Source organism: Thalassobius sp. Cn5-15, from assembly GCF_022347685.1.
In the GTDB taxonomy this organism is placed as follows: Bacteria; Pseudomonadota; Alphaproteobacteria; order Rhodobacterales; family Rhodobacteraceae; genus Thalassobius.
In genome coordinates this window covers 169,365-183,539 of record NZ_JAKRGF010000006.1, presented here as the reverse complement: position 1 = coordinate 183,539, position 14,175 = coordinate 169,365, and the positions used below count along the sequence as shown (strand labels likewise).

Here is a 14,175-nt window from a genome sequence, read left to right as displayed (position 1 = left end):
GATATGGCAGTTACCGAACGACTCCGTCAGGGGCAGCGTGTTCTATTTAGCATGCTGATACTCACCCTCATTACGATGTTTGCGGCCCTCCCGCAGCAACTTTGCGCCGCGCCCTATGCGGCAATGGTTGTTGATGCGCGTGACGGTCGCGTCATCCATTCGCGCAACGCTGACACGCGGCTGCACCCTGCCTCGTTGACCAAGATGATGACGCTTTACATTGCGTTTGAGGCGGTGGAGCGTGGTGAAATCAGCCTCGACACCAAGGTGCGGATTTCGAAACATGCAGCGTCTGAGCCGCCCTCGAAACTGGGTTTGGTCGCGGGTCAACGCATCAAACTGCGCTATCTTATTCGCGCCGCTGCGGTGAAATCCGCCAATGACGCGGCAACCGCGATTGGCGAGGCGATCTCAGGCTCTGAAAAGAAGTTTGCACAGCGGATGAACCGCACTGCTAAGGCATTGGGGATGTCGCGCACCAACTTCAAGAACGCCCATGGTCTGACCCAAAGCGGCCATCTGTCCACCGCACGCGATATGACCACGCTGGGACGCCACATCTTTTATGACTACCCCGAATACTACAACCTATTCTCGCGCCAATCGACCCATGCGGGGATCAAGACAGTGCGTAACACCAACCGCCGCTTGCTGGCCAACTACCGCGGCGCGGATGGGATCAAAACGGGCTATACCAACGCCGCTGGCTTCAATCTGGTCGCCTCTGCTGAACGTGGCAGCGAGCGCATCATTGCGACTGTGTTTGGCGGCCGTTCCACCGCGACACGCAACAAACGTGTCGCGGAACTGCTGGACATGGGATTCCGCAAGGCACCCACGCGGGTGGCCACCCGTAAACCGGCGCGGCCTGTTTATGGCGCAGTGCCCGGCACCGGCAAAACCATCCGCACCGTCACAACCGTGAAGAAGAGCCTGCGTCCGCAGGCCCGTCCGGGTGCGGCGGCAAAGCCGCCCGTGCTGCTGGCTCTGAGTGATGAAATCAATCAAGCCGTCGCCGAAGCGACCAGCGTTGAGGCCCCCAAATCCACGACAAAAATAGCCACGAAACCCAAAGCAAAGCCCGCGACACCGAAAGACGTTGTTCTGGCCAGCACAGTCGCTGCCGAACCCTCGGCGCCTGCCGCGCCAATTTCTGCCACCCTTGACACGTCTGAGCCGCTACAAGAAGACGGTCAGGAAGTGGTGGCGCGCCTCTCGACATCCGGCGGCAATCACTGGGGCATCAACGTGGGCCGCTTCCCCAGCCGCTACGCTGCGCAGCGCATGCTGCTGAAGACGGCATTGGCCGAAATGAACACCTTGGACGGATCGCTGCGCAAGGTGGTGAAGCGCAAAGCAGGCTATGATGCGCAGTTCATGGGCATGCCACGGGAGAAAGCCGATCTGGCCTGCCGCCGTCTGCAGGCCCGGCAAGTGACCTGTTTCATGGTCGGACCAGGTTGACGAAGTCAGGTCGGGTTAAGCCCTCTCTGCAAAACAGAAACAAAGCCCCCGCTGTGCATCCACCAGCGGGGGCTTTGTTTTGAATGGTACGACGACCGGTTAGCCCTTCGGCTTGTCGTCATACTCATCACTGAGGATCCGCTGGCTGTTGCCTTCGGGATCATCATACTGATTGCTGCGCACCGTGTAGACAAATGCGCCAAGCCCTACGCCCCCAAGAAGGAGGGAAATCGGGATCAGATAGGCGATGATTTCCATCGAAAGCTTTCCTTTGGCGCAGACGCATATGCGACGATAACAGACGCGCACTCTAGCGGCAGTCGCACACGCCCACTTTGAGGTAGCGCAAGTTTTGCCGCCAAATGATTAGCGCAGGCGCAGCGCGTTCAGGGACACTGTAATCGAACTGGACGACATGGCCAAGGCCGCAACCAAGGGCGTGGCCAGACCAATCACGGCAATCGGTACAGCGATTACATTGTAGAGCGTCGCAATCTGGAAGTTTTCGCGGATCCGCTTCGTCGCCGATTGTGCTGTGTCCAGCGCATCCGCGATAGGCGACAGATCGCCCCCCAGAAGCACGATATCCGACGCCACACGCGCCGCATCCAGTGCCGATGCAGGCGAAATGGACACATGCGCCGCCGACAGCGCAGCCGTGTCGTTCAGACCGTCGCCGACCATCAGCACCTTGTTGCCGTTCTGGGTCAGCGTATCGACCCGTGCGGCTTTATCGGCGGGCAGCGCCTCGGCCATCCAGTTTTTGATACCCAGTCGATGTGCCAGCGCCTCTACCGCGCCGGTGGTGTCGCCAGAAATCAGCAGCACATCCTTCCCCGCCGCCTGCAATTCAGACACGGCCTGTTCTGCGCCATCGCGCAAACGGTCGGTAAAGGTGAAGGCAACAGGCGCCTCGCCCTCAATGGCCAGCCAGCTGACGGTTAATGCGGCGCTCATACTGACGTTTTCGGCACCCACCCATGCCGCACGGCCCAGACGGACCTGTTTATCGTTCCAAACCGCCTCTGTCCCGTAACCGGGAACTTCACGCAGAACCGTGACCTCTGCCGCTTCTGCGCCGTCAGCTGCGGCGACCAGCGCGCGGGATAGCGGGTGCGACGATCCCGCTGCCAGTGCCAGTGCCACGGAAACATGCGCGGGCGTATGGTCTGAAAGGTTGGTTAATTCCGGCGTGCCAGCGGTCAGCGTGCCGGTTTTGTCAAACACCACAGTATCCACCTGCGCCAGTCGTTCCAGCGCGGTGGAATGTTTGATCAGCATGCCCTTGCGGAACAACCGGCCAGAGGCCGCCGTTGTCACCGCTGGCACAGCCAGACCCAGCGCACAGGGGCAGGTGATGATCAGCACTGCAGCCGCAATGTTAAGTGATGTGCGCATGTCACCGGAATAGATCAACCAGCCCAGGAAACTGAGCGCCGACAAGATATGCACACCCGGCGCATAAAGTTTCGCAGCACTATCCGCCAGCGAGGTGTAACGCGACCGCCCTGATTCCGCGATGGCGACCAGTTCGGCCATCTGGTGCAGCGACGTATCCTTGCCCACAGCGGTGGCACGTACCACAAGCGGACCGGTCAGGTTAACCTCACCGCTGGACACCACCTGCCCTGCGGCTGCGAAAACCGGAAGCGTCTCCCCCGTCAGCAGCGAACGATCCAGTTCCGAGGTACCTTCAACAATTTCACCGTCCACCGGCATCCGCCCACCAGGGCGCACCAGCACCAGATCACAAACCGCAACATCTGCCACGGGCACAGTGACCTCTTCACCGTCGCGCAGCAGGATGGCACGGGGAACCTCAAGCGCGGCCAGCTCTTCGGCGGCAGAACGGGCCACGGCACGGGTGCGATGATCTAGGTAACGGCCAGCCAGCAGAAAAAACACCAGTGTGAGAGCCGCATCAAAATAGGCGTGTTCCCCTGACAGCGAGGTTTCCCAAAGCGATGTGACGACCGCCAGCACAATGGCAAGCACAATCGGCACATCCATATTCAGACGCCCCGCTTTCAGCGCGGCCCATGCGTTGCGGAAAAACGGCTGACCTGAAAAGACGATGGTAGGCAGCGCAATCGCCGCAGAGATCCAGTGGAACATGTCCCGTGTCGCAGCCTCAGCGCCTGACCAGACAGACACTGACAACAGCATCACGTTCATCGAGGCAAAGCCAGCGACCGCTAGCCGCATCAACAATTCGCGCCCAGCTTTATCAGTCTCTGTCGCGCTGAGTGCGCCCGCGTCCAACTCATGGGCCTGATACCCAACCTCCTCCAACGCGGCGATCAGTGGTGCGGGCGTCACGTCTGGATCGGCCTCCACCAAAGCCCGCTTCAGCGTCAGATTGACCCGCGCCTCACGCACCCCTGGCACGGCTGACAGCGCCTTTTCCACCGTGGTGATACAGGCGGCGCAATGCACAGCCGGCACCGATAGGGCCAGCCGTGCCTCTGTCGGGGCGCTCGCGTCAGCAATCGCTTCGGCCGACGGGGCGGCGACACAGGCGGGGCAAGCGGCCAGTTGGGGGCGCAGGGTTTCGGCCATGAGATCAACGCACCACGTTTACAATCACACGCTGGTTGAATGGCGTGCCATCCACGGACTCAGCACGCATGCGCAGGTGCCAGTTGCCATCAGCCAGTTCCATAGAGGCAACATAATCCGAGCCATCAAAGGTGAAGGCAGGCTCCACATCATCGGCCACATGGGTCGCGCGCCCCAGCACCGCGTAAAGCGACGCCGCCTCAACGGGGGTTCCGTCAGCGTTGCGGATAGACAGGCGCAGAACGCCTGCCTCATGGGTGCCGGCCACGTCCCAGCCAAGGGCCTCTTGTGCCGCTTTGCGTTCATCGAACTGCTGCGACGCGACATAAGAGTTCTTTACCTCCAGCCCGGGGAAGGTTTTCACCGCGTTCACCGCCAGGGTGATGTTCACCGCGATAATGATCCCGAAGGCCACGACAAAGATTGCCAGAACATGTTTACCGGTCAGTTCCTTGGTCACGGTCAGTTTCCTTTTCCGTTAAAGATGGTGTCTTTGGACGCGCGATCGCCATTGCTGGTGTCCTCCACCCAGATGCGGAAGTTGACACGTTCGGCCAGCGACGCCTCTGTGCCTTTGGGCGCAGTCACATAGACACGCTGCAGGCTCATTGTATCAGCCGGAACGATCACAGTCTGCCCTTCAACACCTTCCAGACGAACCGCCAGATCATCATTGCCTGCAATGGTAATTTTAAACGGGCGCTCATCGCCGTTCTTGTTCCGCAGGCGCACATCATAGGTGTTGCGGATGGTGCCATCGGACAACAGCACGTAGGTAGGGTTCCGCACCGGGGCGACAGTCAGTTCAATCACCGGACGAATAAACAGCGCCACCAAAAGCGCCAAACCCACGGACGCCCAAAGCGTTGTATAAAGGATGGTGCGTGGGCGGAAAATATGTTTCCACACCGATTTCGGCGGTTTGCCTGCCTGCTCGGCGGTTTCATCGGTCAGCGCCAGATAGTCGATCAGGCCACGCGGCTTGCCGATCTTGGCCATCACATCATCACAGGCGTCAATGCACAGGCCACATGTGATGCATTCCATCTGCTGGCCATCGCGAATGTCGATGCCCATCGGGCAGACATTCACACAGGCCATACAGTCGATACAATCACCCTGCGGCGCTGCATCGGCGGCCTGCGCCTTCTTGCCCCTCAGCTTACCGCGCGGCTCGCCACGCCAATGACGGTAGCCGATGGTCAGGGTGTCCTCATCCATCATCGCGGCCTGAATACGCGGCCAGGGGCAAGCATAGATACAGATCTGTTCACGCGCGATCCCACCGAAGAAGAAGGTGGTCGCGGTGAGGATCAGCATGGTCGAATAAGCAACCGGATGGGCATTCAGCGTCACCAAATCCATCGCGAGCTGCGGCGCATCGGTGAAGTAGAAGACCCAAGCGCCGCCCGTGGCCAGCGCGATCAGAAACCACAAAACAAATTTGATCGCCCGCAGACGGACCTTGCGCGCATCCCATTTTTTCTGGCGGTGCAGACGCAGGCGGGCGTTACGGTCACCCTCCACCCAGCGTTCGACCAGAATAAAAAGATCCGTCCACACAGTCTGCGGACATGCATAGCCGCACCATACGCGCCCCAATGCCGAAGTGAACAGAAACAAACCCAATCCCGCCATCACCAAGAGACCGGCAACGAAATAAAACTCGTGCGGCCAGATCTCGATCCAGAAGAAGTAGAAACGACGATGCGCCAGATCGACCAGAACCGCTTGATCAGGCAAGTTCGGGCCGCGATCCCAGCGGATCCAGGGCGTCAGGTAATAAATCCCCAAGGTGATCGCCATGATCACCCATTTCATGTTGCGGAAAGCACCGCTCACTCGGCGAGGAAAGACAGGCTCGCGGGCGGCATAAAGACTCGGGGGGGTATCAGGTTGGGTTTGCGACACGGACTCGCTCCGTTGGCTAGAGAATTCGGTATCTTTTCACAGACTCGGCCCCATTCGTACTTTGACCTGTATCAAACTCACATCTTGAATTCACCTATTGGCCGCTTTGTCGCACCAACCAGTTCGAAAATACCTTTAGTGATGTCCGTTTTACGCCCGGGCGCGTGACCATGTGGTAACCTTTGGGTCGCTCCGCGGCGTCTTCCTCCTCAAATAGAACCCGCAGGCGCCCCGCCTGAATGTCAGATTCGATCAAGGCACGCGCACAGACCCCGACGCCCTGCCCTGATCGCAGCGCTTCCAGCATCAGGTTGCCCGGCATCGACGACATGCCCAACGCCGGATCCCCGATCACCCCGCGCTGGCGCAACCATTTGCTGGCTTCATGGGTGCCCAGTTCTTGTAACCACGGCAGGGTTAGCAGATCTTCCGGCTGCAGATCAGGCGTTTCCGGCACCAATGCAGGCGCCACGACAAGCACCACGGGCGAAAGTACCAGCAGGCGTGCCTCCAATCCCGGCCAGTGGCCATCACCGTAGCGCAACGCCACATCAATACCTCCCGGCTCCAGCGCCTTTACCTCGGCAGAGGGGTCGATCATCAGGGCCACATCAGGGTGTTTGCTACGAAATTCAGCCAATCGCGGCATCAGCCATGCCGCAGCAAATGACGGCGTGGCAGAGATTTGCACCGGACGGCTGGCAGCGCCGCCTGTCAGATCCTCCACTACACGTTCAACCTCGCCAAATCCGCGTGCTGTCGCTTCGGCCAGTTGCAGCCCCGCAGCTGTCAGGTGTGTCTGACGGCCGCGCCGATCCAGAAGCATCAGGCCCAGCTCTCCCTCCAGCGCCTTGATCTGCTGCGAAATAGCGGCGTGACTGACATTCAACGATCGGCCAGCGGCAGCCATGTTGCCGGTTTCATAAAAGGCCAGAAAGGCCCGCAATGCCGTCATCGGTGGAAGAGAACGCCAACCCATTTGTAAGGCCACCTTACATGAGGAAATCCGAAGTGCAGTCGCCAAACTCATAAAGCAGGGGCAGAATGAGATCAAACAGCCGACAGGAGTATTAGATCATGTTTAACATCTTCGCGCAAAGCTTCCTCACTGCAACCCGCCAAGACGCAGCGCGGCCCGCCCCTGAGGTGGCCAACAGGGCCAACAGGGCCAACAGGGCCAACAGGGCCAACAGAATACAGCCGGATCATCGGGCTGCAAAACCACGCATGAAACTACGAGAGAAACAGGGCCCCGCAAACCACCCGCCAAAACGCAATCCGTAAGCGGGCAAGAAAAAAGCCCCGACAAAACTGCGGGGCGGAACCAAGAACCAAACAAAAGCGGCACCGGCCTTCCAGGAAACGCGCGAACAGGACGGAAGAGCCGGTGCCAGCCCCTGGGGCGTCGGGAAACGCCCCGGGGTATTTCGGTGTTACTGACCACCACCACGGGTGTGGACGTAGGTGGCTACCGCACGGATCTCTGCCTCGGAGAGGCGGTTCGCCCAAGCAGGCATTGCGCCATAACGGGCATTGTAGACCGACTCGCGGATGGCGTCGTAACTGCCGCCATAGAGCCAGATTGCATCAGCCAGCGCCGGTGCACCTTGATCTATGTCACCTTCACCACTTTCGCCGTGGCAGGATGCGCAGTTTTCTTCGAAAACAACCGCACCCTCTGCAATCATGGTGGCATCCTTGGGCTCACCCGACAGCGACATCACATAGTTAACGACCTGATCGATCTGCTCTGACTCCAGCAGTTCGTCCTTGCCGAAAGCCGGCATTTCCGACTGACGCAGGTAGTCATCATCGGTGGGCTGACGCACGCCGACAGTGATGGTGGTGTGGATCGATTCGATATCCCCCCCCCAGAGCCAGTCATCGTCGATCAGGCTGGGATAGCCCACCGCACCGTCCGCACCGGAGCCGTGACACTGGGCACACCAGGTTTTGAACACCGCCGCACCAGCCGAATTTGCATAGCCTACCAGCTCTGCATCATCCGCGATTGCAGTCAGTTCGGCCGAAACCAGCTTGGTATTCATCGGTGCCTGACGCGCTTCGAACTCGGCAATGTCTTGAGCGACTTCACCGCGGGTCGAAAATCCCAGCAAGCCGGGTGTGGCTTCTTTCAGCAGTGGCCATGCAGGGTAAGCGACCACATAGTAGAGGCCCCAGACGATACAGGCGTAGAAGGTCCACAGCCACCAGCGTGGCAGCGGCGTGTTCAGTTCCTCGATGCCGTCCCAGGAATGGCCCGTGGTGCCGACGTCTTGGTGTTGCGTTGGTTTTTTAGCCATTTCTCACGCCTCCTTGGCGTCGCCGCTGCGCGCAGCGGGCTTGTCTTCGTGCCGGAAGGGGATATCCGCGACGTTGCTATAAGTTTTGGTGCTTCCGGGGCGCATTACGAAGAACACGACCCCTACGAAGAACCCAAACAGCGTCAAGAGCATCCAGCTATCCGCAAACTCTCTAAGCAGGGAATAGGTTTCCATGTCCTGATCCCTCCTTAGCGGCTTGCGTCAGGGGTGAAGGTCGAGAAATCAACCAGAGTGCCCAGCATCTGCAGATAGGCGATCAGCGCATCCGCTTCGGTCAGGTCAGCCGTGCCATCAAAGTTACGCACCTGAACCGACTCTTCACCATAACGTTCCAATAGACCGTCATAGTCGCTGTCAGGGTCTGCCTGCGCCGCAAAATCGGTCTGAGCGTTGGCGATCATATCGTCGGTATAAGGCACACCTACGATACGGTTGGTCGCCATCAGATCACCGATGTAGCGGCTGTCCAGCTTCACATGCTCAAGGTAGCCATATTTCGGCATCACCGATTCCGGCACCACCGATTGCGGATCGCGCAGGTGATCAGCATGCCATTCATCCGAATAGCGACCGCCAACACGGGCCAGATCAGGGCCGGTCCGTTTGGACCCCCACTGGTGCGGGTGATCGTATTTCGATTCCGCAGCCAGCGAGTAGTGGCCGTACCGCTCATGTTCGTCGCGCATCGGGCGGATCATCTGACTGTGGCAGACATAGCAGCCTTCGCGCAGGTAGATTTCACGGCCAGCCAGTTCCAGCGGGGTGTAAGGGCGCATGCCCTCGACATCCTCGATGGTGTTTTCCAGCCAGAACAGCGGTGCGATTTGCACGATGCCGCCGATGGTTACCACCAGAAAGGCAAAGATTGCCAATAGGGTAACGTTTTTCTCGAGGATCGCGTGTTTATCAAGAATTGCCATCTGTCCGGCCCTCCTTATTCAGCCGGGACTGCAACGGGGCCCTGAGCCTCAGCGGCCGGGGCGCGTTTCGCAGTCATCCAGAGGTTGTAGCACATGATGATGGCACCAGCGAGGAACATAACCCCACCCAGACCGCGCACCACATACATTGGGAACTTGGCGCTTACGGTGTCGGCGAAAGAGTTCACCAAGAAGCCATTAGCGTCAACTTCACGCCACATCAGGCCTTCCATGATGCCGGTCACCCACATGGAGGCGGCGTAGAAGATGATGCCGATTGTGGCCAGCCAGAAGTGCCAAGATACCAGACGCAGACTGTACAGACCTGTGCGGTTCCACAGTTTGGGCACCAGGAAGTACAGCGCACCAAAGGTGATCATACCGTTCCAGCCCAATGCGCCAGAGTGTACGTGGCCAATGGTCCAGTCCGTGTAGTGCGACAGCGAGTTCACAGCGCGGATCGACATCATCGGACCTTCGAAGGTCGACATGCCGTAAAAGCCGATCGAGATCACCATCATACGGATCACAGGGTCGGTGCGCAGTTTGTCCCATGCACCCGACAGGGTCATCAGACCGTTGATCATGCCGCCCCAGCTGGGCATCCACAGAACAACCGAGAACACCATGCCAAGGGTCGAAGCCCAGTCAGGCAGCGCGGTGTAGTGCAGGTGGTGCGGACCGGCCCAGATGTACAGGAAGATCAGCGCCCAGAAGTGGATGATCGACAGTTTATAGGAATAAACCGGACGCTCAGCCTGTTTCGGAACAAAGTAGTACATCATGCCGAGGAAGCCCGCGGTCAGGAAGAAACCCACAGCGTTGTGACCGTACCACCACTGAACCATCGCGTCCTGAACACCAGCGAAGACCTGAACCGACTTGGAGCCGAAGATCGAAACCGGGATCGCCAGGTTGTTGACGATGTGCAGCATGGCGATAGTGATGATGAAGGCCAGGAAGAACCAGTTGGCCACGTAGATGTGGGGTTCTTTCCGCTTCATGATGGTGCCAGCGAAGACCAACAGGTAGCAAACCCATACGACGGTCAGCCACAGGTCGATGTGCCATTCGGGTTCAGCGTATTCCTTGCCGTTGGTTGCGCCCAGCAGGTAGCCGGTTGCCGCCATCAGGATGAACAGCTGGTAGCCCCAGAAAACGAACCACGCCAGATTGCCGCCCCAAAGACGCGCAGCAGAGGTCCGCTGTACGATGTAGAAAGAGGTGGCCAGCAGTGCGTTCCCGCCGAATGCGAAAATCACCGCCGAGGTGTGCAGCGGGCGCAGACGACCAAAGTTGGTGTAGCCCTGCATGAATTCGAGGTTGAGTACCGGGAAAGCCAGCTGGAATGCGATGACCACACCCACAAGGAAGCCCACCACTCCCCAGAAGGCGGTCGCGATCACGCCGAAGCGGATCACGCCATCCAGATATTCACCCGATACATCAGCGCCAACCGGCTCATCGGTCCGGCGCAGTGTATAAATAAAGGCCACGATCGCGAACGACGCTGCAATCAGCATATTCACGGTGTAGGCCAGATCGCGACCATAGTTGGCTGCAATCAGCGCCCCAAGCGCAGCCAAACCAAGCACGATCAGCTTGATGTAGTTAACCATTTTGCGTCCCTTCGTCTCTGAACCCGCGTGATTCTTTTTCGCGCGGGCGGTTCCAGACTGGCGGTTTTGTGCGTTTCCATGCGTTTCGGCGCCTTGATCTGCATCAAGACTCTGCTCGGTAAATATCTTCTATCATACACCATACGCGCTTTGATGCGTGTCAAAGCGGGCTCAGGGGGATGACCGTACGCATTACCCCAATCAACCGGTCAGGAGATCACGCCAAATGGCTTTCAAATCACTGTTTTCTGTGCTGTCCGATCCGGACCTACTGCCCGGACTGCTTGATCAGTCCACCGTTCTGGCCCGGAAATATGACGCCCATCTGGAAACCTTGTGCCTTGGCGTCGATCGCACGCAGGCTGGCTATTACTACGGCAGCGGCAACGCGCTGGTGATTCAACAAACGATCGAACGCGCTCGCGAAACCGCCGAGAGCCTGAATAAGGCTGCGGAACAACATCTGGCCGGGCAGGACTGCCTCTGGGGTGTGACCAGTGGTGCGACGCAGCTTGCTGACCTGGGCCGTCATGTGGGCAATCACGCCCGTTTCTGCGATCTGGCGATCGCAGCCAAACCCTATGGGGAGGGCTGTGGTATCGAACTGGAAGCGATTGTCGAGGCAATGCTGTTCGATGGTCGCGTGCCAGTTCTGCTGACACCAGCAAACACGGCCCCTTTGCGGGATCCGAAAACAATTACCCTTGCCTGGAACGAAAGCCCGGAAGCGCTCTCCGCTGCCCGTGCTGCCCTGCCCCTCCTGAAAGAAGCCGAGCGCGTACGCGTTGCAGTGATCGACCCGCCCCAGCACGGGCCGGAGCGGTCCGACCCCGGTGGGCGGCTGTCACAGTTTCTGGCCCGCCACGGCGTGCGCACCGAAATTGACGTTCTGTCCAAAACCATGCCGCGCGTTGCAGATGTGATCCTGCGCCACGTGACCGATGGGGCCTCTGACATGGTGGTGATGGGCGCCTACGGGCATTCGCGCTTCCGCGAGGCTATCTTGGGCGGGGCAACCCGCGACATGCTGGAGCTGTCGCCGGTTCCTGTTTTCATGGCGCACTGATCATCAGCCAAATAAAAGGCGGACCACAAGGCCCGCCTGACTGAAGGCCAGCGCGATCTGCGATCAGATCCAGAAATTAGGCAAAGACACCGCCGTCGCTGTCATCGCCCGCCTCGATCAACAGCCGGTCCAGATCGGGCACGGTCACGTGACGCTTTCCCTCCAGATGGATGACACCGTCACGTTTCAACGCCGAGATCTGGCGGCTAACCGTTTCCAGCGTCAGACCCAGATAATCCGCCATAGCCTCACGGGTTAGTGGCAGATCAAACACCAGCTTGCCCTTCGCAGGCCGCAGATGCAGCGTCGCGTCGCGTCGCGCGATGATCGACAATAGACTGGCGATCTTCTCACGCGCGGTTTTCCGACCCAGAACCAACATCCATTCTCGCGCCGCGTCCAATTCATCCAGCGTCATTTCCAAGAGCCGCTGCGCGATATGGGGAGTATCCACCATCATCTTCTCAAACGGTTTTTTGCGGAAGCAGCACATCACCAGATCCGTGGTCGCAACCACATCGTAGGCCGAACCATCACGCCCCGGACGCCCGACAAAGTCACTGGGCAGCAGCAAACCCACCATCTGGGTGCGCCCATCCTCCATGGTTTGGGTCAGGGTGGCGATGCCGGATACAACCGACCCGACAAAATCCATCTGATCACCGGACCACACAACGGTCTGTCCCGCCTGAAAGCTGCGGTAGTATTTGATATCGTCCAACAGCTCCAATTCATCGGCGTCACAGCGGGCGCATACAGCCCTGTGACGAATCGGACAGTCCGCACAATCGTGCGGCGTGGAGAGGGATAGCTCTTTTAACATTGGACCATTCGCGCTTGATCTGGGTCAAGGAGGGGGTGCCTCCCTTTCCATAAAGGCTATTAGCATGGAAACGAAAACGCAACTTGCCAAACTGGGACTGTTTGACGCGAAAGTCCCGCGTTACACATCTTACCCTACGGCCCCGCACTTCTCGCCTGAGATTACAGGCTCGGATTATGCCAGCTGGATCAGTGCCTTAACGCCTGGATCCAGTGTCTCGCTATACGTGCATGTGCCATTTTGTCGCCGGTTGTGCTGGTTCTGTGCCTGCCGCACTCAAGGCACCCAAAGCGATTCTCCTGTTGCCGCTTATCTGGAGACGCTGAAGGCGGAGCTAAAGCTGTTGAAACAGCAATTGCCCGAAGGCATCACCCTGTCGCGGCTGCATTGGGGCGGTGGGACGCCCACGTTGCTAAGCCCGGAGATGATGAACGATCTGGCAGAGGCAATTGCCGATGTGGCGCCCTTCGCGCCCAATGCGGAGTTTTCGGTAGAAATTGATCCCAATGAGATTGACGATGCCCGCCTGAAGGTGCTGGCCGCTGCAGGGATGAACCGCGCGTCGATCGGGGTGCAGGATTTCGACGATGAAATCCAGCAAACTATCGGCCGTATTCAGGGCTATGACGTCACCCGCGATGCGGTTGAGGCGATCCGCGCCCATGGCGTCTACAGCCTGAATGCCGATATCCTGTTCGGCCTGCCGCATCAGAGTCAGGAACGCATCACCGAAAGCGTGCAGAAACTGCTGTCGTTGGAACCCGATCGCGTCGCGCTTTATGGCTATGCGCATGTGCCGTGGATGGCCAAGCGTCAGCAGATGATCCCGTCAGATGCCCTGCCCACCCCAGAAGAGCGACTGGAACTGTTTGAAACCGCGCGCCGCCTGTTTGTCTGGGACAACTATGCAGAGATCGGGATTGATCACTTTGCCACGCAGGACGATGGGCTGACCATCGCACAGAAAACAGGCCGCCTGCGCCGAAACTTCCAAGGCTACACCGACGACACCGCCGAGGTGCTGATCGGGGTTGGTGCTTCTTCCATCTCGCGCTTTCCACAGGGGTTCACGCAGAACGCGCCCGCAACCGGTGCACATACCAGTGCGATCCGCGAAGGGCGTTTTTCGGTCTCCAAAGGGCACCGCTTTACCGATGAAGACCGCCTACGCAGCCGGATGATCGAAATGATCATGTGCGATTTCAAAATCGACAGTGCGGAGCTGATGGAGACATTCGACGTCTCCCGACTACGCCTGCAAAGCATGCTGGATGAGGCAGATCGCGCCTTCGCCGGATTGCTGGACCGCCGCAATGGCGACCTGTTCATCCCAGAGGCCGCGCGCCCGCTGACCCGAATGATTGCCCGCGCCTTTGACGCCTATGATCTGTCCAAAGCTGGACACAGCTCGGCGATTTAAGAAAAAGCAAAATGCCAAATCAAAGATTTGGCAGCGCCCGAACCGCCCCATTTTGTCGAAGGCAAACCT

At 58.9% G+C, this 14,175-nt stretch carries 13 protein-coding genes; 3 read left to right on the top strand and 10 right to left on the bottom strand.

Annotation, left to right across the window (positions count from 1 at the left end):
• The first annotated feature begins 75 nt into the window (after positions 1-75).
• Entirely contained in the window at positions 76-1,464 is a 1,389-nt protein-coding gene (locus tag MHM86_RS13985; RefSeq protein ID WP_239200707.1) for a D-alanyl-D-alanine carboxypeptidase family protein, read from the top strand.
• Between the two features lie 99 nt (positions 1,465-1,563).
• Here MHM86_RS13985 and ccoS read toward each other — a convergent pair whose 3' ends face one another.
• From ccoS to ccoN, 9 genes are all read right to left on the bottom strand, one after another.
• Positions 1,564-1,722: a cbb3-type cytochrome oxidase assembly protein CcoS gene (ccoS, locus tag MHM86_RS13980; RefSeq protein WP_058317690.1), complete on the bottom strand. Its 159-nt coding sequence runs from the start codon at positions 1,720-1,722 to the stop codon at positions 1,564-1,566.
• Between the two features lie 108 nt (positions 1,723-1,830).
• Positions 1,831-4,023: a heavy metal translocating P-type ATPase gene (locus MHM86_RS13975; protein ID WP_239200655.1), complete on the bottom strand. Its 2,193-nt coding sequence runs from the start codon at positions 4,021-4,023 to the stop codon at positions 1,831-1,833.
• Positions 4,024-4,027: 4 nt separating this feature from the next.
• Positions 4,028-4,483 carry a FixH family protein gene (locus MHM86_RS13970; protein WP_370644157.1) on the bottom strand — a complete coding sequence of 152 codons (456 nt, stop codon included), beginning with the start codon at positions 4,481-4,483 and terminating at the stop codon, positions 4,028-4,030.
• 2 nt (positions 4,484-4,485) lie between these two features.
• Entirely contained in the window at positions 4,486-5,934 is a 1,449-nt protein-coding gene (ccoG, locus tag MHM86_RS13965; RefSeq protein ID WP_239200654.1) for a cytochrome c oxidase accessory protein CcoG, read from the bottom strand.
• A 94-nt stretch (positions 5,935-6,028) separates the two neighbouring features.
• A complete protein-coding gene (locus MHM86_RS13960) occupies positions 6,029-6,913 on the bottom strand; it encodes a LysR substrate-binding domain-containing protein (RefSeq protein ID WP_239200653.1) in 885 nt (294 codons plus the stop codon).
• Between the two features lie 454 nt (positions 6,914-7,367).
• Positions 7,368-8,237, bottom strand: coding sequence for a cytochrome-c oxidase, cbb3-type subunit III (gene ccoP, locus MHM86_RS13955; RefSeq protein ID WP_239200651.1), 870 nt, complete (start codon positions 8,235-8,237; stop codon positions 7,368-7,370).
• A gap of 3 nt (positions 8,238-8,240) precedes the next feature.
• Positions 8,241-8,432 (bottom strand): cbb3-type cytochrome c oxidase subunit 3, encoded by a 192-nt coding sequence (locus MHM86_RS13950; protein ID WP_239200649.1) that lies wholly within the window; start codon positions 8,430-8,432, stop codon positions 8,241-8,243.
• A gap of 14 nt (positions 8,433-8,446) precedes the next feature.
• Entirely contained in the window at positions 8,447-9,178 is a 732-nt protein-coding gene (gene ccoO / locus MHM86_RS13945; protein WP_239200647.1) for a cytochrome-c oxidase, cbb3-type subunit II, read from the bottom strand.
• A gap of 14 nt (positions 9,179-9,192) precedes the next feature.
• Positions 9,193-10,797 (bottom strand): cytochrome-c oxidase, cbb3-type subunit I, encoded by a 1,605-nt coding sequence (gene ccoN, locus MHM86_RS13940; RefSeq protein ID WP_239200646.1) that lies wholly within the window; start codon positions 10,795-10,797, stop codon positions 9,193-9,195.
• A 226-nt stretch (positions 10,798-11,023) separates the two neighbouring features.
• On the opposite strand from ccoN, the gene MHM86_RS13935 reads away from it, so the two are divergent.
• On the top strand, positions 11,024-11,863 hold the full coding sequence (locus MHM86_RS13935) for a universal stress protein (RefSeq protein ID WP_239200645.1): 840 nt from the start codon (positions 11,024-11,026) through the stop codon (positions 11,861-11,863).
• A gap of 76 nt (positions 11,864-11,939) precedes the next feature.
• Here MHM86_RS13935 and fnrL read toward each other — a convergent pair whose 3' ends face one another.
• On the bottom strand, positions 11,940-12,686 hold the full coding sequence (fnrL, locus tag MHM86_RS13930; protein ID WP_239200644.1) for a transcriptional regulator FnrL: 747 nt from the start codon (positions 12,684-12,686) through the stop codon (positions 11,940-11,942).
• Positions 12,687-12,750: 64 nt separating this feature from the next.
• On the opposite strand from fnrL, the gene hemN reads away from it, so the two are divergent.
• Complete coding sequence (gene hemN, locus MHM86_RS13925) at positions 12,751-14,106, top strand: oxygen-independent coproporphyrinogen III oxidase (protein WP_239200643.1); 1,356 nt, start codon at positions 12,751-12,753, stop codon at positions 14,104-14,106.
• Positions 14,107-14,175: the final 69 nt, after the last annotated feature.

Bases quoted from the DNA above. Each gene is read 5' to 3' on its own strand.
- ccoS (WP_058317690.1), bottom strand. From the start codon at position 1,722: ATGGAAATCATCGCCTATCTGATCCCGATTTCCCTCCTTCTTGGGGGC.
- MHM86_RS13975 (WP_239200655.1), bottom strand. From the start codon at position 4,023: ATGGCCGAAACCCTGCGCCCCCAACTGGCCGCTTGCCCCGCCTGTGTC.
- hemN (WP_239200643.1), top strand. From the start codon at position 12,751: ATGGAAACGAAAACGCAACTTGCCAAACTGGGACTGTTTGACGCGAAA.
- MHM86_RS13985 (WP_239200707.1), top strand. From the start codon at position 76: ATGTTTGCGGCCCTCCCGCAGCAACTTTGCGCCGCGCCCTATGCGGCA.
- fnrL (WP_239200644.1), bottom strand. From the start codon at position 12,686: ATGTTAAAAGAGCTATCCCTCTCCACGCCGCACGATTGTGCGGACTGT.
- MHM86_RS13950 (WP_239200649.1), bottom strand. From the start codon at position 8,432: ATGGAAACCTATTCCCTGCTTAGAGAGTTTGCGGATAGCTGGATGCTC.
- ccoP (WP_239200651.1), bottom strand. From the start codon at position 8,237: ATGGCTAAAAAACCAACGCAACACCAAGACGTCGGCACCACGGGCCAT.
- ccoO (WP_239200647.1), bottom strand. From the start codon at position 9,178: ATGGCAATTCTTGATAAACACGCGATCCTCGAGAAAAACGTTACCCTA.
- MHM86_RS13935 (WP_239200645.1), top strand. From the start codon at position 11,024: ATGGCTTTCAAATCACTGTTTTCTGTGCTGTCCGATCCGGACCTACTG.
- MHM86_RS13960 (WP_239200653.1), bottom strand. From the start codon at position 6,913: ATGGGTTGGCGTTCTCTTCCACCGATGACGGCATTGCGGGCCTTTCTG.
- ccoN (WP_239200646.1), bottom strand. From the start codon at position 10,797: ATGGTTAACTACATCAAGCTGATCGTGCTTGGTTTGGCTGCGCTTGGG.